Annotated in this window: 19 protein-coding genes and 1 pseudogene; 15 read left to right on the forward strand and 5 right to left on the reverse strand. The window is 71.5% G+C overall.

Going from position 1 to position 17,247, the window contains the following annotated elements; genetic code table 11:
• Window positions 1-164: 164 nt before the first annotated feature.
• On the forward strand, window positions 165-1,007 hold the full coding sequence (locus ACIBJF_RS41355) for a thioesterase family protein (protein ID WP_399181948.1): 843 nt from the start codon (window positions 165-167) through the stop codon (window positions 1,005-1,007).
• A 49-nt stretch (window positions 1,008-1,056) separates the two neighbouring features.
• Here ACIBJF_RS41355 and ACIBJF_RS41360 read toward each other — a convergent pair whose 3' ends face one another.
• On the reverse strand, window positions 1,057-1,818 hold the full coding sequence (locus tag ACIBJF_RS41360; RefSeq protein WP_399181950.1) for a cache domain-containing protein: 762 nt from the start codon (window positions 1,816-1,818) through the stop codon (window positions 1,057-1,059).
• A gap of 37 nt (window positions 1,819-1,855) precedes the next feature.
• Window positions 1,856-2,596 carry a FadR/GntR family transcriptional regulator gene (locus tag ACIBJF_RS41365; protein WP_399181952.1) on the reverse strand — a complete coding sequence of 247 codons (741 nt, stop codon included), beginning with the start codon at window positions 2,594-2,596 and terminating at the stop codon, window positions 1,856-1,858.
• A gap of 119 nt (window positions 2,597-2,715) precedes the next feature.
• Between ACIBJF_RS41365 and ACIBJF_RS41370 the strand changes: the two genes are divergently transcribed.
• The 9 genes from ACIBJF_RS41370 (at window position 2,716) to ACIBJF_RS41410 (ending at window position 11,548) form a co-directional block, all read left to right on the forward strand.
• The gene (locus ACIBJF_RS41370; protein ID WP_399181954.1) at window positions 2,716-3,747 is read left to right on the forward strand and encodes an ABC transporter ATP-binding protein; all 1,032 of its coding nucleotides are present in this window, start codon (window positions 2,716-2,718) and stop codon (window positions 3,745-3,747) included.
• 36 nt (window positions 3,748-3,783) lie between these two features.
• Window positions 3,784-4,980 (forward strand): ABC transporter substrate-binding protein, encoded by a 1,197-nt coding sequence (locus ACIBJF_RS41375; protein WP_399181956.1) that lies wholly within the window; start codon window positions 3,784-3,786, stop codon window positions 4,978-4,980.
• Window positions 4,981-4,983: 3 nt separating this feature from the next.
• A complete protein-coding gene (locus ACIBJF_RS41380; RefSeq protein WP_399181958.1) occupies window positions 4,984-5,877 on the forward strand; it encodes an ABC transporter permease in 894 nt (297 codons plus the stop codon).
• Window positions 5,878-5,898: 21 nt separating this feature from the next.
• Window positions 5,899-6,714, forward strand: a complete 816-nt coding sequence (locus tag ACIBJF_RS41385; RefSeq protein ID WP_399181960.1) for an ABC transporter permease — start codon at window positions 5,899-5,901, stop codon at window positions 6,712-6,714.
• 31 nt (window positions 6,715-6,745) lie between these two features.
• Window positions 6,746-7,426, forward strand: coding sequence for a maleylpyruvate isomerase N-terminal domain-containing protein (locus tag ACIBJF_RS41390; RefSeq protein WP_399181962.1), 681 nt, complete (start codon window positions 6,746-6,748; stop codon window positions 7,424-7,426).
• A gap of 126 nt (window positions 7,427-7,552) precedes the next feature.
• Entirely contained in the window at window positions 7,553-7,834 is a 282-nt protein-coding gene (locus ACIBJF_RS41395; RefSeq protein ID WP_351208319.1) for a hypothetical protein, read from the forward strand.
• Between the two features lie 54 nt (window positions 7,835-7,888).
• A complete protein-coding gene (locus ACIBJF_RS41400; RefSeq protein ID WP_399181964.1) occupies window positions 7,889-8,611 on the forward strand; it encodes a YqjF family protein in 723 nt (240 codons plus the stop codon).
• Window positions 8,612-8,755: 144 nt separating this feature from the next.
• Window positions 8,756-10,504, forward strand: coding sequence for a carbohydrate binding domain-containing protein (locus tag ACIBJF_RS41405; protein WP_399181966.1), 1,749 nt, complete (start codon window positions 8,756-8,758; stop codon window positions 10,502-10,504).
• Window positions 10,505-10,666: 162 nt separating this feature from the next.
• Complete coding sequence (locus ACIBJF_RS41410) at window positions 10,667-11,548, forward strand: DMT family transporter (RefSeq protein ID WP_399181968.1); 882 nt, start codon at window positions 10,667-10,669, stop codon at window positions 11,546-11,548.
• A 38-nt stretch (window positions 11,549-11,586) separates the two neighbouring features.
• Here the strand turns inward: ACIBJF_RS41410 and ACIBJF_RS41415 are convergent, their stop codons facing one another.
• The gene (locus tag ACIBJF_RS41415; protein WP_399181971.1) at window positions 11,587-12,201 is read right to left on the reverse strand and encodes a TetR/AcrR family transcriptional regulator; all 615 of its coding nucleotides are present in this window, start codon (window positions 12,199-12,201) and stop codon (window positions 11,587-11,589) included.
• Window positions 12,202-12,283: 82 nt separating this feature from the next.
• On the opposite strand from ACIBJF_RS41415, the gene ACIBJF_RS41420 reads away from it, so the two are divergent.
• From ACIBJF_RS41420 to ACIBJF_RS41435, 4 genes are all read left to right on the forward strand, one after another.
• A complete protein-coding gene (locus tag ACIBJF_RS41420) occupies window positions 12,284-13,105 on the forward strand; it encodes an SDR family oxidoreductase (RefSeq protein ID WP_399181973.1) in 822 nt (273 codons plus the stop codon).
• A gap of 268 nt (window positions 13,106-13,373) precedes the next feature.
• Window positions 13,374-13,829: a hypothetical protein gene (locus ACIBJF_RS41425; RefSeq protein WP_399181974.1), complete on the forward strand. Its 456-nt coding sequence runs from the start codon at window positions 13,374-13,376 to the stop codon at window positions 13,827-13,829.
• A gap of 227 nt (window positions 13,830-14,056) precedes the next feature.
• A complete protein-coding gene (locus ACIBJF_RS41430) occupies window positions 14,057-15,331 on the forward strand; it encodes a hypothetical protein (protein ID WP_399181984.1) in 1,275 nt (424 codons plus the stop codon).
• A 101-nt stretch (window positions 15,332-15,432) separates the two neighbouring features.
• Window positions 15,433-15,969, forward strand: a complete 537-nt coding sequence (locus ACIBJF_RS41435) for a universal stress protein (protein ID WP_399181976.1) — start codon at window positions 15,433-15,435, stop codon at window positions 15,967-15,969.
• Window positions 15,970-15,980: 11 nt separating this feature from the next.
• On the opposite strand, the gene ACIBJF_RS41440 is transcribed toward ACIBJF_RS41435, so the two are convergent.
• Window positions 15,981-16,370 carry a RidA family protein gene (locus ACIBJF_RS41440; RefSeq protein ID WP_399181978.1) on the reverse strand — a complete coding sequence of 130 codons (390 nt, stop codon included), beginning with the start codon at window positions 16,368-16,370 and terminating at the stop codon, window positions 15,981-15,983.
• A gap of 87 nt (window positions 16,371-16,457) precedes the next feature.
• Here ACIBJF_RS41440 and ACIBJF_RS41445 point away from each other — a divergent pair.
• Window positions 16,458-16,625 (forward strand): annotated as a pseudogene (locus ACIBJF_RS41445) (LysR family transcriptional regulator); the annotation flags it as partial.
• A gap of 61 nt (window positions 16,626-16,686) precedes the next feature.
• On the opposite strand, the gene ACIBJF_RS41450 reads toward ACIBJF_RS41445, so the two are convergent.
• Window positions 16,687-17,247 (reverse strand): RNA-guided endonuclease TnpB family protein (locus tag ACIBJF_RS41450; protein ID WP_399181980.1); only part of this gene is annotated, 561 nt, incomplete at its 5' end.

The raw sequence follows: 17,247 nt of genomic DNA on the forward strand, positions 1-17,247 counted from the left end.
TCCCCACCCGGCCCGGCGCCGCACTGTCCGCGGCGCCGGGCCGGGCCGCTTCAGCGGGCGAAGACCGTCGGACCGGAGGTAGCCGTGAACCGGTCGCGGTCACGGATGTACTGTGCAACGACCTGCTCAACCCCGTGCACAGACATCCCGAGGAGAGGCACCCGTTGGCCGCCAGCTACTTCGAGCGCATAGACCGGCATCGCTACAAGCCCACCCCGCACGCCAGCGGCGCGTGGGACACCGACGAGATGCACTTCAGCCCGCTCGGCGGACTCGTGGCCCACGCGATCGACCAGTACCGCGCCGAGCGCCCGCCGAGCGGACTGCTCCTGTCCAGGATCAGCTTCGACATCCTGGGGCGCCTCGCCCTGGACGAGTGTGAGATCCAGGTGGAGTCGATCCGGCCCGGCCGCACCATCGAACTGCTCGAAGCGGTCGTACGCATCGCCGACCGGCCGGTGGTACGGGCCCGCGCCTGGCTGCTGACCGAGCTGGACACCGGCGCCGTGGCCGGCGGTGCCGAGACGCGCCTGACTCCGCCGGACGGGCTCGCCGGTCAGTCCCTGGGCTCGGTATGGCCCGGCGGACACTGCGCGTCCGTCGACGTCCGGCCGGTCACCCCCGCCGAGCCCGGCCGCGGCACGGCCTGGATCTCCACCGACCTCGGCCTCGTCGCCGGCGAGCCGAGCAGCCCGGTCGCCTCCTACATCGCCCTCGTCGACACGGCCAACGGCATCGCCGTACGCCGGTCGCCGACCGAGTGGATGTTTCCCAACGTCGACCTGACGGTCCATCTGCACCGGCAACCGGCGGGCCGCTGGGTCGGCCTGGACACCACGGTCACCTTCGGCCCCACCGGCCAGGGCCTCACCAGCAGCGTCCTCCACGACATCCACGGCCCGATCGGCCAGGCCCAGCAGACACTCACCGTACGGCCGCTTCCGGGCGGTGACGGCACGCTCCGCGTGGGCGCCGAAGGCAGCAGCGCTCAGGGCACGATGGCGTAAACCGACACACCGATAGCTCCGAAGGCTACGTCCCGACGTCCTCACGGGCTCAGGCGAGCACCAGCACCAGGGGCACGCCCCGGCACGGCACCAGGCGCATGCCGTCGTACGCGCCGGGCCGCGCCGCGCTGAGCAGTTCGCCGAAATCCGGGCCCTTGGTGAGAGAGCCGGCCAGGTGGGCGGGGTCGGCGGAGGCGGCGACCCGGCCCCGGGCGTTGACGAGGTGGGCCGGGCGCGGCAGGCGCCGCAGGAGGGGGAGGACGGCCGTCTCGAAGTGCCGCAGATAGACGTCGGCGGCGGCGACCCCCGAGAACCGGCCCTGGGTCAGGACGGGTTCGGAGAGGGTGAGGCTGTACTCGTCGGAGCAGAGGTAGTCGACGTACGGTCCGGCCACCGCCCGCCGCCCGGTGTCGCGGGGCAGCGCGAACCAGTCCCAGTGCGTGTAGTCGGAGTACGCCGACTGGCCGGGATCGAGGTCGAGCAGGAGCGGGCGTACGTCGCCGTCGGCGCCGGACTGCCACCACTCCAGCCAGGCGGGCACGTCCGTCAGGAGGCCGGGCGCCGCGACGAAGCCGACGCCGGAGACGAGTTCCTCGCGGATCAGGTGGACGTGCAGTCCGGGGCGGAGCGCGGCGAGGTCTACGCTGGCCGGGCGCCGGCCCTCGACGGCCACGCGGTCGAGCAGGGCTTCGGTGGCGGCGCGGGTGGCGGCGACCGTCGCGAAGACGGCCTCCAGCGCGCCGCCGACCTGTGCGGCCACCCACGCCTCGGTTTCCGTGTCGAGGGTGGCGAGTGCGGGGCTCCGGCCCATGGTGTCCTCCAGCGGACGGGAACCTGACGCGGCGCGGTCAGAGGGTGAGGCGTACGGCGACGAGCCGCGCCGTCGACTCCCTGACGCACCGCTCGGCCAGCGTGCCGGCCGTTTCGTGGGCCCCATCCTGCACGGCGGAGATCACGGCGCGGTGACGGTCCGCAACTTCTTCACGAAACGCGTCGTCGGCCAGGACCAGGCAGAGCAGTGCGCCGATCTCGCTCTGCAGGGCGACCTGTTCTCGGGTGAGCCGGGCGGACTGGGCGGCCGCCGCGAGTTCGACGTGGAAGCGGCCGTAGAGCCGGCTGCGTGCCGCCGCGTCCTCGGCGCGGATCAACTCCTCGGCGGTACGGTGGAGTTGATGAAGGTCTTCGGGTTCGGTGCGCTGTGCGGCGAGCCGGGCGGCGGCGCCGGACAGGGCGGCCCAGTGGTCGCCCAGGTCGCGCAGTTGCTCGGTGCTCCAGCCGCGCAGCCGGGCCTTGAGGCGGTCGTCGGCGGGGACTTCGGGGAGGGAGACGAAGCTGCCGCCGCCGCGGCCCCGGCGGGTGGTGACCATGCCCTGTTGCCGCAGGGCCATGAGCGCCTCGCGCAGGGTGACCGTGGAGACGCCGAGCTGTCCGGCCAGCTCGGACTCACCCGGCAGTTGCTCACCGTCGGCCAGAAGACCCAGTTCGATGGCATCGCCGATGCGGCGGACGACCGCGTCCACGCGGGCCCGGTTGTCCACCGGACTGAAGACGGCCCTGCGGGCGCCGCCCTCGATCTCGTACCGCCTCACGGTCACCACCTCGTGCATTGACTCAAGCTTTACCCTAAGGGGACCTTGAGCTTAGAACTATGACTTCATATGTTTACGGTCAAGCGTTTCAACGTACAGCGCGCCAGAAAGGTTCCCGTATGGAGGGGATTGCGATCCGGCTGCAGGACCTGCGGAAGTCGTTCGGTGCGACGACCGCCGTGGCCGGGGTCGACCTGGAGATCCGGGACGGGGAGTTCTTCTCGATGCTCGGCCCGTCCGGATCCGGCAAGACGACCGTCCTCCGGCTGGTCGCCGGGTTCGAGACTCCGGACCAGGGCCGGATCGAACTCGCCGGACAGGAGGTCACCGGCCTCGCCCCGTTCGAGCGGGACGTGCACACGGTCTTCCAGGACTACGCCCTCTTCCCGCACATGACGGTCGAGCAGAACGTCGCCTACGGGCTCAAGGTCCGCAAGGTGCCCAAGGCCGAACGGCTCGTCCGCGCCCGCAAGGCCCTCGCCGAGGTCCGCCTGGAGGGCTACGGCCAGCGGCGCCCGGCCCAGCTCTCCGGCGGGCAGCGCCAGCGCGTCGCCCTCGCCCGCGCGCTCGTCGGCCGGCCCCGGGTGCTGCTGCTGGACGAGCCGCTCGGCGCCCTGGACCTGAAGCTGCGCGAGCAGATGCAGGTCGAACTGAAGGCGATCCAGCGGGAGGTCGGCATCACCTTCGTCTTCGTCACCCACGACCAGGAGGAGGCCCTGACGATGAGCGACCGCATCGCCGTCTTCGACCAGGGCCGCATCGCCCAGGTCGGGACACCCGCGGAGATCTACGAGCGCCCGGCGACCCCCTTCGTCGCCTCCTTCGTCGGCACCTCGAACCTCCTCGACGGCGAGGCGGCCCACCGGGTCGTCGGCACCCCGGGCACGTACAACATCCGGCCGGAGAAGATCCGCGTCCTGAAGGAGTCCGCCGAGGCGGACGAGCCCCAGCACGCCACCGCGACCGGAACCGTCGCCGAGGTCGTCTATCTCGGCGACGCCACCCGCTTCCTGGTCGACCTCGACGGCGGCGGCCGGCTCACCGCGCTCCAGCAGAACCTGGAGACCTCCTCCGAGGACGTCGCCGCCTACCGCGGCACCCGGGTCCGCCTGACATGGCACCGCCGGCACGCCGTCCGGCTGCCCTCCTGACCTCTCCCCCGCCTCTACGTCCCCATGGAGAACGCCGTGCGTCCCACCCGTACCCTGCGCGCCGCGGCCTGCGCCGCCGCGCTGCTGCTCGCCGCCGCCTGTGACTCCTCCGGCTCGGGCGACTCGTCCGCCACCGGGCTCAACCCGCCGGACCTCAAGGCCCCGACGAAGCTCGGCAAGACCGAGGGCCAGGTCAATCTGATCGCCTGGGCCGGCTATGTCGAGGACGGCTCCAACGACCCCAAGGTGAACTGGGTCAGCGACTTCGAGAAGCAGACGGGCTGCCAGGTCCACTCCAAGGTCGCCGCCAGCTCGGACGAGATGGTCAAGCTGATGAAGACCGGCGAGTACGACGCCGTCTCCGCCTCCGGCGACGCCTCCCTCCGCCTGATCGCCTCCGGCGACGCCGCCCCGGTCAACACGGACCTCGTCCCCAACTACAAGGACATCTTCGCCGGGCTGAAGAACGGCGCCTGGAACTCGGTGAAGGGCCGGATGTACGGCATCCCGCACGGCCGGGGCGCCAACCTGCTGATGTACAACACCGAGAAGGTCAAGCCCGCGCCCACCTCCTGGTCCGCCGTCTTCGACGACGCCTCCCGGTACCAGGGGCACGTCACCGCGTACGACTCGCCGATCTACATCGCCGACGCGGCCCTGTATCTCAAGGCCACCAAGCCCGAGTTGAAGATCAAGGACCCCTACGCCCTCGACCAGAAGCAGTTCGACGCGGCCGTGGCCCTGCTCAAGCAGCAGAACAAGAACGTGGGCGAGTACTGGAGCGACTACCTCAAGGAGGTCTCCGCCTTCAAGAGCGGTGACTCCGTGGTCGGCACCACCTGGCAGGTCATCGCGAACCTCGCCTCCTCCGAAGGCGCCAAGATCAAGGCACTGGTGCCGAAGGAGGGTTCGACCGGCTGGTCCGACACCTGGATGGTGTACAGCAAGGCCAAGCACCCCAACTGCGCCTACAAGTGGCTGGACTGGATCGTCTCGCCCAAGGTCAACGCCCAGGTCGCCGAGTACTTCGGCGAGGCGCCGGCCAACTCCAAGGCCTGCGCCGAGACCAGTGACAAGAACTTCTGCACGGTCTACCACGCGGCCGACGAGGGCTACTGGAAGAAGATCGCCTTCTGGAACACGCCCATCGAGCAGTGCCTCGACGGCCGCACGGACGTCAAGTGCGTGCCGTACGCCAAGTGGGTGCAGGCCTGGACCGAGATCAAGGGCTGAGCCGTGACGACCGACGCGACGACCGCCGCCGGCCGGGGAACCGTCCGGCGGCTCGCCGGGAGCCTGCACCGCCGGCCCCGGCTGCGGCTGACCCTGCTGCTCACCGCCCCGCTGCTGTGGCTCGCCGTCCTCTACCTCGGCTCACTGGCGGTGCTGTTCGTCTCGGCGTTCTGGACGACGAACTCCTTCACCTCGCAGGTGGTGAAGGTCTGGTCGACGGACAACTTCCACGAGTTGTTCACCACGCCCGTCTTCCGTCAGGTGATCCTGCGCAGTGTGGGCGTGGCGCTCGCGGTGACCGTGCTGTGCGCGGTGATCGCCTTCCCGGTCGCCTTCTACACCGCGCGCGTGGCCCGGCCGAGGTGGCGCCCCCTGCTCGTGGTCGCCATCCTGACTCCCCTGTGGGCGAGTTACCTGGTCAAGGTGTACGCCTGGCGGCTCATCCTGTCCCAGGGCGGCCTCGCCGACTGGATGCTCGCGCCGTTCGGGCTGAGCGGGCCCGGCTTCGGCCTGCCGGCCACCGTCCTCACCCTGACGTACCTGTGGCTGCCGTACATGATCCTGCCGATCCACACGGCCCTGGAACAGCTCCCGGCCAGCCTGCTCGACGCCTCGGCCGACCTCGGGGCGCGGACCGGACGGACGTTCCGCTCGGTGGTGCTGCCGATGGTGCTGCCGTCGGTCGCGGCCGGTTCGGTGTTCACCTTCTCGCTGAGCCTCGGCGACTACATCACCGTGCAGATCGTCGGCGGCAAGACCCAGCTGATCGGCAACCTCGTCTACTCCAACATCGAGCTCAACCTGCCCATGGCCGCCGCGCTCGGCACCGTACCCGTCGTCGTGATCGTCCTGTATCTGCTGGCGATCCGCCGTACGGGTGCCCTGAACAGCCTGTAGGACCTGGAGGAGAACAGCGCCATGCATCTCAGCCGCACCGCGCGCATCGCCCTGCGCACCGGCGCCGGGCTCGGTTTCGCGGTGATCTACGTCCCGCTGCTGCTCGTCCTGGTCAACTCGCTCAATCCCGACCGCAGCGCGAGCTGGCCCCCGCCGGGTCTGACCTGGCACTGGTGGTCGGTGGCCGGGCACAACTCCGGTGCCCGGCAGGCGGTGTGGGTCTCGGTGAAGGCGGGGCTGGGGGCGACCGCGATCGCGCTGGTCCTCGGCACGCTCATCGCGTTCGCCGTGGCCCGGCACCGCTTCTTCGGCCGTGACACGGTGTCGTTCATCGTCGTCCTGCCGATCGCGCTGCCCGGCATCGTCACCGGCATCGCCCTCAACTCGGCCTTCGGCACGGTCCTGGAGCCGCTCGGCGTGGGCCTCGGACTGTTCACGGTGATCGTCGGCCATGCCACGTTCTGCATCGTGATCGTCTTCAACAACGTGGTGGCCCGGCTGCGCCGTACGGCCGCGTCGTACGAGGAGGCGGCCATGGATCTCGGCGCGACCACCTTCCGCGCCTTCGCGGACGTCACCTTCCCGCTGGTCCGTTCCGCGCTGCTGGCCGGCGGACTGCTCGCCTTCGCGCTGTCCTTCGACGAGATCGTGGTCACCACGTTCACGGCGGGGCCCGGGATCGAGACCCTGCCGATCTGGATCTTCGACAACATGACGCGGCCGCAGCAGGCACCGGTGGTGAACGTCGTGGCGGCGGTACTCGTCCTGCTGTCGGTGGTCCCGATCTACGTCGCCCAGCGGCTGTCGGCGGACACGGCGACGTCGAGCCGGGTGTGACACCCTGTACGGCGGACGAACAGGGGGAAGCATGAGCACAGGGGAAGCCACCGCCCCCGCGCGTGCGGTGCGCGCGGCGTACGAGGCCGCCTCGGCGGTCGTCGCGGGACTGGGTGACGAGGAGTCGTGGCTGCCGACCGGCTGTACGGGCTGGGCGGTCCGCGATCTCGTCTTCCACTGCCTGACGGACGCCCAGCGCGCTCTGGTGGCCCTGCACACGCCGACACCGAAGCCGGTTGACCGGGACGCGGTGACGTACTGGCAGGACTGGCAGCCGCACACCACCGGGGCGGCCAACGGCCGGCGCTGGGTCCGGGTGAACGCGAGCATGTTCCTCGACTTCCGCCAGCTCCAGGGCCTGTACCTGGAGACGCTGGCGGCGGCGGTGCACGCGGCGGAGGCGGCCGACCCCGCGCAGCGCGTCGGCACGCAGGGGCATGTGCTGACGGCCGGGGACCTGCTGACCACCCTCGCGGTGGAGGCGACCGTCCACCACCTGGATATGACCGCCCACCTCCCGCACGCGCCGGGACCGGCACCCGAGGGGCTGGCCGCGGTGCGCACCACCCTGGACGGTCTGCTCGGCGGGCCCGCGCTCCCGGAATGGAGCGACGGGCACTACGCGCGCGTGGGCACCGGCCGGGCCGCCCTCACCGAGGCCGAGCGCGCCGCGCTGGGTGCGGCGGCCGACCGGTTCCCGCTGTTCGGCTGAACGGCGGCCGGCCCACGGCCCGGCCTCGGCGGCGGGCGCTGATCACACACCCAACACGGGGACACGCACGGGCGACACCTGCGCGGTGCGGGGCTCGCCGCCCGGGTTGATGGGAGCCTGCGCCCCATGCACACCCCACCGAGCATCAACAGTTACGTCGACCGGGTCACCGCGGGCCCGGGCGGAGCGATGACCGACGAGGTCGGCGTCATCACCGGCGACCTGACCGTGGCGACCATCCTGCTGTCCGACGGACACAGCGTGCGCGTCGCCATCCAGCACTCCGGCAGCGACACCTGGTACACGCTCGCCGGCAGCCCCGCGCCCGTCCCCGCCGGGCAACTGGCCGCCTACCACCGCGATCTGCTGGGCCGTATCCGGCGGGGAGGTGGCACCCGGGCCACCTGAGCCGCACCGGGCGGCGCCCGGTTTCGGCACGGATCCCGGGGGGAGTCGGTGCACATGGTCTCGTACGGGCCGGAGCAGCGCGTGCACGTGCCCGAGCTGCGTGCCGCTTGGCGGGAGCAGACGTTCCTGCACTGGGCCTACTCCCCGGAGCGGGTGCAGCGTCTGTTGCCGGACGGGCTCGTCGTGGACACGTACGAGGGGTCGGCGTGGGTGAGTCTCACGCCGTTCGTCATGGCCAGTGTGCGTCCGCCCGCGTTCCCTGTGGCGCTGCCCGACTTCGCGGAGACCAATCTGCGGACCTATGTGCGCGGGCCGGACGGCCGGGACGGGCTGTGGTTCCTGTCCATCGAGGTGGCCTGCCCGGTGATGCTGGCCGCCCGCGCGATAGGGCTGCCGTACCACCTGGGCCGCCTGGCGCTGGCGCGACGCGGGGGCCTCCAGGCGTACACCGGCACCCGCTGGGGCGGCGGTGCCCGGTACCGGGTGGCCGTCCGTCCCGGTGAGCCGGTCCGGCCCACTGAGCGGGACGTGTGGCTGACCTCCCGCTGGCGGTGCTACTCGCGCAGGCTCGGGATGCTGTGGGAGACGCCCGTCGAGCACGAGCCCTGGCCGCTGTGCGAGGCGCGCCTCGACGGCGTCGAGGAGACCCTCACCCGGGCCGCCGGACTGCCGGCGCCCGGCGCGGAGCCACTGCTGCACTTCTCGGAGGGCGTGCGCAGAGTGCGCTTCGGCCTCTCCCGCCCGGTCCGGCCCGGACGGGCCGACGACGCCTCCTGACACCCCATCAACTCTGCACTGAGTCATACCTGTTGACTTCCATGAGTCGGCAAAAGGCCACTCCCGCACCTTGACCGACAACTGGTCCAGACCAATCATGGCCTAGACCATTGGGCCGCCTGTCGTTCGCATCCGGGAGTACGCATGACACGTCCGAGACCCGTACGCGCCCTGCTCGCGGGCCTGGCCACCCTGGCCGCCTCCGCGGGACTCGCCCTCGGCGCGGGAGGCGCCGCGCACGCGGCGACCCCGCTGCCCACGCACGTCTTCGCGCCCTACTTCGAGGCCTACAGCGGCGACAGCCCCGCGGCGCTCTCCCAGGCCTCCGGCGCCAAGTACCTGACCATGGCCTTCCTACAGGCGGACAAGAAGGGCTCCTGCACCCCGTACTGGAACGGGGACACCAGCACGCCCGTCACCTCATCCGTCTTCGGCGCGGACTTCGGCACCATCCGCTCGCGCGGCGGCGACGTGATCCCGTCCCTCGGCGGCTACGCGGCCGACAACGGCGGCACCGAGATCGCCGACAGCTGTACGAACGTGGACTCCATCGCCGCGGCCTACGAGAAGATCATCACCACCTACGACGTCTCCCGGCTCGACATGGACGTCGAGGACAACTCCCTCACGAACAGCGCCGGCATCGACCGCCGCAACCAGGCCATCAAGAAGGTCCAGGACTGGGCCGCCGCGAACGGCCGCTCGGTGCAGTTCTCCTACACCCTGCCGACCACCACGACCGGCCTCGCCGACAGCGGCCTCGCCGTGCTGCGCAGTGCGAAGAGCGCGGGCGCCAGAATCGACGTCGTCAACATCATGACGTTCGACTACTTCGACGGCGCCACCCACCACATGGCCACCGACACCGAGACGGCCGCGAGCGGACTGCACGACCAGCTGGCCGGGCTCTACCCGAACCTGTCCGACACCCGGCTGTGGAACATGGTCGGCGTCACCGAGATGCCCGGCGTGGACGACTACGGCCCGGCGGAGACCTTCACCACCGCCGACGCCTCCACGGTGTACGACTGGGCCGTAGCCAAGGGCATCAACACCCTCTCCTTCTGGGCCCTCCAGCGCGACAACGGCGGCTGCCCCGGCTCCGGCGCCTCCGACACCTGCTCCGGCATCGCGCAGGACACCTGGTACTTCACGCACACCTTCGCACCCTTCACCGGCGGTACGACGACCCCGCCGGCGGGCGACTTCTCCGTCTCCCTCTCCCCCGCCACCGCCTCGCTCGACCCCGGCGGCACCGCGACCGCCACGGTGAAGACCTCGGTGACGTCGGGCAGCGCCCAGACGGTCGATCTGACGGTCGGCGGCGCACCGAGCGGAGTCACGGCGTCCCTCAGCCCCACCTCGGTCACCGCGGGCGGCACCTCCACGCTCACCGTGAAGACCGGTGCCGGCACGGCACCCGGCACCTACCCCCTGACCGTCACGGGCACGGCGGGCCCGACCCGGCACAGCTCCACGTTCACCCTGACGGTGAAGGGGTCCGGCGGTACCGCCGTCCTCGGCAACGGCGACTTCGAGACCGGCTCGCTCGCGCCGTGGTCCTGTGACAGCGGCGCCGCGGTGGTCTCCTCCCCCGTGCACGGCGGCTCCCACGCCCTGAAGACCGCCCCCTCCGCGTCCCAGGCGGGCCAGTGCGCACAGACCCTGACCCTGAAGCCGAACACCTCCTACACGCTGAGTGGCTGGGTGCAGGGTCCGTACGCGTACCTCGGGGTCCGCGGAGGCGCGACGGCCAGCACCTGGGCCTCGTCCTCGGCGTGGTCGAAGCTCACGGTCCCGTTCACGACCGGCGCCTCGGGCACGGTCACGGTGTACGTCCACGGCTGGTACGGCCAGGGAGCGGTCTACGCCGACGATCTCACCCTGAGCTGACCAGGCGTTCCGACGGCCCCGCCCGGCGATCACCGGGCGGGGCTCGCTCGTGTGATCGGCCTGCCGCAGCGGGGGCCGCCGACCGGCGTCCGGGCGCCTCCTTTCGTAGTCTGAAGAGACCGGAAGCTCCTCCGGGAGGCCTCCCGCAGGCAGGAGACGGTCGTGATCGAACTGGCCGCGGCGTTCGCCGTCGCGGGCGCCGCGAGCAACGCCGTGGGCACCGCCTTCCAGCGCAAGGCCGCGTCGGCGAGCAGTCGCGGCGGCCTCCGGCTGCTCGCGGAGCTGGTGCGCCGGCCCTTCTGGGTGATCGGCATGTGCGGCGTGGTCTGCGCCGCGCTGTTCCAGAGCCTGGCCCTGGTCAACGGCCCGCTCGCGCTGGTCCAGCCGCTCTTCATCCTGGAGCTGCCCTTCGCGCTGCTCGTCGCCGCCCCGTTGATGCACAGACGGCTCCCCCGCTGGGGCTGGTGGGGTGTCGGCGGCTGTGTGGCAGGCCTCGCCGTGCTGCTCATCGCCGCCGCCCCGCACGGCGCCGTCAACCACGCGCCGCTCAGCCGCTGGATCCCGGCGCTGTTCCTGTGCCTCGGCGGGATGGCCGCGGCGGTGCTGCTGTCCGGCCGGGGCAGTTCGCCGGCCCGGCGCGCCGCGCTGCTGGCCGCGGCCTCCGCCACGGGCAACGCGCTGACCGCCGCCCTGCTGAAGTCGGCCAGCGGCACCTTCGCCGACCACGGTTTCGCGGCGTTCCTGCGGTCCTGGCAGACGTACGGCTTCGCGCTGGTCGGCGCCGGGTCCGTGATCCTGCTGGAGAACGCGCTCCAGGCCGGTCCGCTCGCGGCCGCGCAGCCGGCGCTGACCATCGGCGACGCTGTGGTGAGCCTGACGCTCGGCATAACCCTGTTCGACGAGCGGATCCGCACCGGCTGGTGGCTGGTCCCGGAGGCGGTGGGGGCCCTGATGATCGTCGGGGGCGTGGTGGTGCTCAGCCGGGCCGTCCAGCGCATCGTCGTGGTGCCGGTCGTGGCCGAGGAACGGGACGTGGCGACCTGAGCGCCGCCTCTCCACCCTCCCCGGCGGCGTGCGCTTGCCTACCGCTCGGCGATCCCGTCGATCCACGACTGGAGGCGTGCGCCCTGGGCTGCCATCAGTCCGGGGTCGCGCAGGGTGTTGGTGAGGACGGACATGCCCTGGTAGGCCGCGACGAGTTCGACGGCGAGGGCGGCGGCGTCGGCGCGGCCGAGCTGGGCGAACTGGGACTCCACCCAGTCGAGCAGGGCCCGCATGACCTTCGCGGCGGCCCGGTCCAGGCCGTCGTCGCGCTTGTCGAGCTCGGTGGCGAGGGTGCCGAAGGGACAGCCGAAGCGTGCCGCGGTCTCGCGCTGGTCGACCCAGCCGGCGACGAGGGCCTTCAGCCGGGCGGCCGGGTCCGGGAGGGCGTCCAACCGGTCGGTCATGGCTTCCAGTTGCTCGCAGTGGGCGTCCACCGCGGCTTCGACCAGCTGGTCCTTGGTCTTGAAGTAGTAGTAGACGTTGCCGAGCGGCACCTCGGCCGTACGGGCGATGTCACCGAGGGTGGTCTTCTCCACACCCTGCTCGTGGAAGACCTGGACGGCCGCCCTCACCAGGCGTTCGCGCTTGCCGCCCGGGCGGGATCGCCTGGGTCGCGCGGCCGGGGCCGCGGCGGCGGAATCTGAGTCAGTCACCTGACTAAGCATAGACAACGAGCGACGCCGCGGATTAGAGTCCCGACTTAGTTAGTCAACTAACTCAGTCGGAGGAGTTGCCATGATCGTTGTCACGGGTGCCACGGGGAACGTCGGACGGCCCCTGGTCGCGGCGTTGATCCAGGCCGGGGAGACGGTGACCGCGGTCGCCCGGCACATCGGCGAGGGGGACGTGCCGCCGGGAGTTCGGGCCGTCGCCGCCGACCTCGCCGAGCCGCGCAGCCTCGCCCCCGCGCTGGAGGGCGCCAAGGCACTGTTCCTGCTCGTGGCCGGTGAGGATCCGGTCGGCATCCTGCGCCGGGCCGCCGCGGCCGGTGTGGGGAAGGTGGTGCTGCTGTCCTCGCAGGGCGCGGGCACCCGGGCGGAGACGTACGCGCACGCGGCACGCTTCGAGGCGGCGGTGGCCGAGTCGGGGCTGCCGTTCACCGTGCTGCGCTCGGGTGGGCTGGCCTCCAACGCGCTGGCCTGGGCCGAGCCGGTGCGCCGGCACCGCATCGCGGCGGCACCCTTCGCCGATGTGGCACTGCCGTTCGTCGATCCGGACGACGTCGCCGCGGTGGCGGCGGCCATACTGCGCGAGGACGGACACGACGGCGTGACGTACACGCTGACCGGCCCGGAGCCCACCACCCCGCGGCAGCGTGCCGCGGCGATCGCCGCCGCGCTCGGGGAGCCGGTGACGTTCGTGGAGCAGAGCCGCGAGGAGGCTCACGCGCAGATGGTCAGGTTCATGCCGCCCGCCGTCGCCGAGGGCACGCTCGCCGTCCTGGGCACCCCCACTCCGGAGGAACAGGCGGTCGGCCCGGATGTGCCGCGCCTGCTCGGCCGCTCCGCGGCCCCCTTCTCCGCGTGGGCGGCGCGCAACGTGGCGGCGTTCCGCTGATCCGCCGTGGATCGGCCCGCGCCGCGAGGGGTACGACGACGGGGCGGGCGTTCGGCCGGCACAGGGCGCACGCCCGGCCCCGGAAACACCTCCGAAGCGGTGATGCCCGTGAGCTCGTCCGGTGAGCGGCGACGGCAGGGCTGGGAGGCTGGGGCGATGAGCGAGAAGGCGGGACGCGTCGACGGTGACCCCGTACTCCCGGGCAGGTATGCGCGTGTCGAGCGCGAGCGACGCTTCCTGCTGGCCACTCTGCCCCACACCGTCGGCGGTGACCGCCACCCGCGTGATCACCGACCGCTATCTGCCGGGCACCCGCTCGAGGCTCCGCCGCGCCGAATCGCCGTACGGACCCGCCGAGTTGAAGCTCACGCAGAAGGTCCCGGCGGCCCGGCCCGGCACCGTGCAGGGCCTGGTCACGAACATCTATCTGTCGCCGGCCGAGTACGACGTACTGGCCACGCTCCCGGCCCGGGCCCTCACCAAGACCCGTTTCAGCGTGCCGCCCCTCGGAATCGATGTCTTCGCCGGCCGGCTGCGCGGACTGGTGCTGGCGGAAGCCGAGTTCGCGACGGACACGGAGGCCGAGTCCTTCGCCCCGCCGAGCGGGTGCGTGGCCGAGGTGACGGACGACGCCCGGTTCACCGGCGGACGCCTCGTCCGCGCGACCCGTGCGGAACTGCTCACCTGGCTGGCCGAATACGGCATCCGGCCCGGGGTCCGCTAAGGGTCGAGACGGGCCGCGTCATGCGACCGCATCACCGCTCGGCGGCACCCCGGCCTGGGGCGCCGTAGAGCCGGACGGGTGACGCCGGCGATGCTTGACGGCCCCTTTGCGCGCCACACCGCACCCGTTTAACCAGTTTGTATATTTATGTCCTTTATGGTGAAAAACGACGAGAGTTTCGGCTGAGGGTGCGCACAACGCGTCATGGCAGGGCGCGGGTTGGGATGATGACCGTGGGTGGAATCAGCCGCCGGAGTGTGGCACGTCTCGGTCTCGGTGCCGGTCTCGGCGTGGCCGCCGCGTCGTTCGCCGCCTGCGGTGGCCCGGTCCGACGGGACGGTGCCCCCGGGAGCCCGGACGAGCGGAGGGCGGTCCGGCTGATCGGGGACGGTTCGACGTCGTACACCGGTCGCCAGCCGCACCAGCCGGCGTCGTCCCTGCCCCTCGAACCCGGCCAGACACCACCGCAGTTCGTGGTGTTCTCCTGGGACGGCGCCGGCGAGTTGGGCACCGGCCTGTTCCCGCGCTTCCTGGAGCTCGCCCGCGCTCACGGCGCGCACATGACCTTCTTCCTGTCCGGCCTCTACCTCCTGCCGGAGCACAAGAAGCGGCTCTACGATCCGCCGAACAACCCGGTCGGCGCCTCGGACATCGGCTATCTCACCGACGAACACCTCAAGGTGACACTGAAGTACGTCCGTGCGGCCTGGCTGGACGGCCACGAGATCGGCACGCACTTCAACGGACACTTCTGCACCGGCGCCGGATCGGTGGCCAACTGGACTTCCGAACAGTGGCGTTCGGAGATCGAGCAGGCACGGACCTTCGTCAAGTCGTGGCGCACACACACCGGTTGGCACGACGAACCGTCGCTCCCCTTCGACTACGACAAGGAACTCGTGGGCGGCCGCACCCCGTGTCTGCTCGGGCAGTCGAACCTGCTGCCGGCCGCACGGGAACTCGGCTGGCGCTACGACGCCTCCTCACCGGGCGGACTGCAACGCTGGCCGAGGAAGCGGGGCGGCATCTGGGACCTGCCGCTGCAGAGCATCCCTTTCCCCGGGCACACCTTCGAGGTGCTGTCCATGGACTACAACATGCTGGCGAACCAGTCCAAGACCACGACGCGGGCACCCTCGTACAACTACCCCTACTGGCGGGCCCAGGCGACGCGGGCGTACCTGGCCGGGTTCCAGCGGGCGTACGAGACCAACCGGGCGCCGCTGTTCATCGGCAACCACTTCGAACAGTGGAACGGCGGCATCTACATGGACGCGGCCGAGGAGACGCTCAGGCAGGTCGCCGGCCGGGAGGACGTGCGCCTGGTCTCCTTCCGGCAGTTCGTCGACTGGCTCGACGCCCAGGACCCCGAGATCCTCGCGAAGCTGCGCAGCCTCCAGGTCGGTGAGAGGCCGGAGGGCGGGTGGACCGCGTTCCTGCGCCCCGCCGGCCGCGCACGGGACCGGGCGGGCGCCGCCGGGCGACGGACGCAGGTGCGCTGAACGGCCATCCCCGGAGCACCGACACACCGCCCCGGACCCAAGGCCACTTTCCGCCGATTGGACTTTGTCCGGGGCGCGTTGGCGTTCCTAGCGTGGGTGCCATGGCATCAGATGCAGTCACCGGTGGCATGCCGGCCGGGGATGTCGTCGTCGGGGTGAGCGACTCGCTCGCCGGCCTGGCCGCGTTGCGCCGCGGCATCGTGGAGGCGCGCAGAACCGGCCGCGCGCTGGTGGCCGTACGAGCCTGGGAGCCGCCGGAGGGCGACGCCCTCTACCGGCGCCGGCCCGAGCCCTCGTGGGCCCGGCTGTGGGCCGACGAGGCACGGCGGCGGCTGGACAGGGCTTTCGAACTCGCGGTCGGCGGGCCCCCGGCCGACCTGCGGATCGTACGGCGGGTCGTCAGGGGCCCCGCGGGGCCGGTGCTCTGCTCGGTCGCGTCGTCCCCGGACGACCTGCTGGTCATCGGCATGGCCAGGCCCCGTGGTCCAGCGGCCCGGCTGCACCGCCGGCCGGTGCACCGGCACGTCCCGGCCCGGGCCTTGTGCGAGGTCCTGGTCGTGGCCGGCCCCCGGCTGCTGCCACGCGAGGCACGGATCCTACGGCGCGGCCGGCACGAGGAGCGGTGGGCCCGGCCATGACGCGGGCGGGATCAGTCCGCGCGGCGGCGGGCGTCCACCTCGATCTCGATCTTCATGCGAGGGTCGGCGAGGCCGCACTCCAGCATGGTGGCGGCCGGGCGGACGGCGCCGAAGCGGCGACGCAGCACCGGCCAGCAGGGCTCGAAGTCCGCGCGGTCCGGGAGCAGATAGCGCACCCGCACCACGTCGGCGAAGGTGCACTTCGCCTCGGTGAGCGCGGCCTCGATGTTGCGCAGGCACTGCTCGGCCTGTTCCACGACGTCGTCCGAGATGGTCATGGTGGAGTAGTCGAAGCCGGTGGTCCCGGACACATGCACCCGGTCGCCGTCGACCACGGCACGGGCGTAACCGATCTGCTCCTCGAAAGTCGAGCCACTGAGGATCGCGCGTCGCTCTGTCATGCGCGGAACGCTAGGTGACCAGCGCCGATACGTCTAATACGAACTTCCGCATGGAGTGATATCTCTGGGCGTATGGACTCCGCGCCGATGGACCGACCCGAACTCCCGCTGGCGCAACTGCACGCCTTCGTCGTGCTCGCCGAGGAACTGCACTTCGGTCACGCCGCCGCCCGTCTGGGCATCGCCCAGCCCCCGTTCAGCCAGCAGATCCGCCGGCTGGAGGAGAAGGTCGGATACGCGCTCTTCGACCTTGAAGGCTCCCCTCCCTGAAGGGAGTGGATTGGTCACCCTCCAGGGCTGTGCGGGGATTTACGGCTCAGGCCGCCACCGGAGCCGGCGGCTCCGGTGGTCTTACGCCCTCGACACCGTCCGGGTTCCAACCTGCCCGGACCAGCATCACGCGGGCGGAGTTCTTGTCCCTAGGGGACACGGCTCCACACGCGGTGCAGGTATACGTTCTCATCGACAGAGGCAGTGCGTGCTTGGTTCTCGCTCCGCACTTGGCACAGTCCATCGTGGTGTGCACCGGGTGCACGAGACGGACGTCCCGCCCGTGCTTGCGGCCCATCTCGACCAGGGCACGCTTCGTCGCGGCGATGGCGGCATCGGCCGCCTTGCGGGCCATGGTGGTCTTCGCCAGGAACCTCGGCCGAAAGTCCTCCACCGCAACCCCGTCGTGGCCGCGCATCACGGACTTGGCCCACTTGCGGCCGGTGTCCTCCCGCTGCCGCGCCACCTTCTTGTGCAGCTTCGCCGCCTGCGCCTGCGCCTTCCGGTAGCCCGCGGATGCGGGCTGTCCCTTCGGACGGCGCCGCCGGGCCATCATCCGCTGATACCTCGCCAGCCGCTGCGCGGCCCGCCTGCCGTGCTCGGCATG

Source organism: Streptomyces sp. NPDC050743, from assembly GCF_044456925.1.
Taxonomy (GTDB): Bacteria; Actinomycetota; Actinomycetes; order Streptomycetales; family Streptomycetaceae; genus Streptomyces.

Excerpts from the sequence above, each read along its gene's own strand:
- ACIBJF_RS41360 (WP_399181950.1), bottom strand. The coding sequence starts at position 1,818 with ATGGGCCGGAGCCCCGCACTCGCCACCCTCGACACGGAAACCGAGGCG.
- ACIBJF_RS41370 (WP_399181954.1), top strand. The coding sequence starts at position 2,716 with ATGGAGGGGATTGCGATCCGGCTGCAGGACCTGCGGAAGTCGTTCGGT.
- ACIBJF_RS41385 (WP_399181960.1), top strand. The coding sequence starts at position 5,899 with ATGCATCTCAGCCGCACCGCGCGCATCGCCCTGCGCACCGGCGCCGGG.
- ACIBJF_RS41390 (WP_399181962.1), top strand. The coding sequence starts at position 6,746 with ATGAGCACAGGGGAAGCCACCGCCCCCGCGCGTGCGGTGCGCGCGGCG.
- ACIBJF_RS41395 (WP_351208319.1), top strand. The coding sequence starts at position 7,553 with ATGCACACCCCACCGAGCATCAACAGTTACGTCGACCGGGTCACCGCG.
- ACIBJF_RS41400 (WP_399181964.1), top strand. The coding sequence starts at position 7,889 with ATGGTCTCGTACGGGCCGGAGCAGCGCGTGCACGTGCCCGAGCTGCGT.
- ACIBJF_RS41405 (WP_399181966.1), top strand. The coding sequence starts at position 8,756 with ATGACACGTCCGAGACCCGTACGCGCCCTGCTCGCGGGCCTGGCCACC.
- ACIBJF_RS41420 (WP_399181973.1), top strand. The coding sequence starts at position 12,284 with ATGATCGTTGTCACGGGTGCCACGGGGAACGTCGGACGGCCCCTGGTC.
- ACIBJF_RS41430 (WP_399181984.1), top strand. The coding sequence starts at position 14,057 with ATGACCGTGGGTGGAATCAGCCGCCGGAGTGTGGCACGTCTCGGTCTC.
- ACIBJF_RS41435 (WP_399181976.1), top strand. The coding sequence starts at position 15,433 with ATGGCATCAGATGCAGTCACCGGTGGCATGCCGGCCGGGGATGTCGTC.
- ACIBJF_RS41440 (WP_399181978.1), bottom strand. The coding sequence starts at position 16,370 with ATGACAGAGCGACGCGCGATCCTCAGTGGCTCGACTTTCGAGGAGCAG.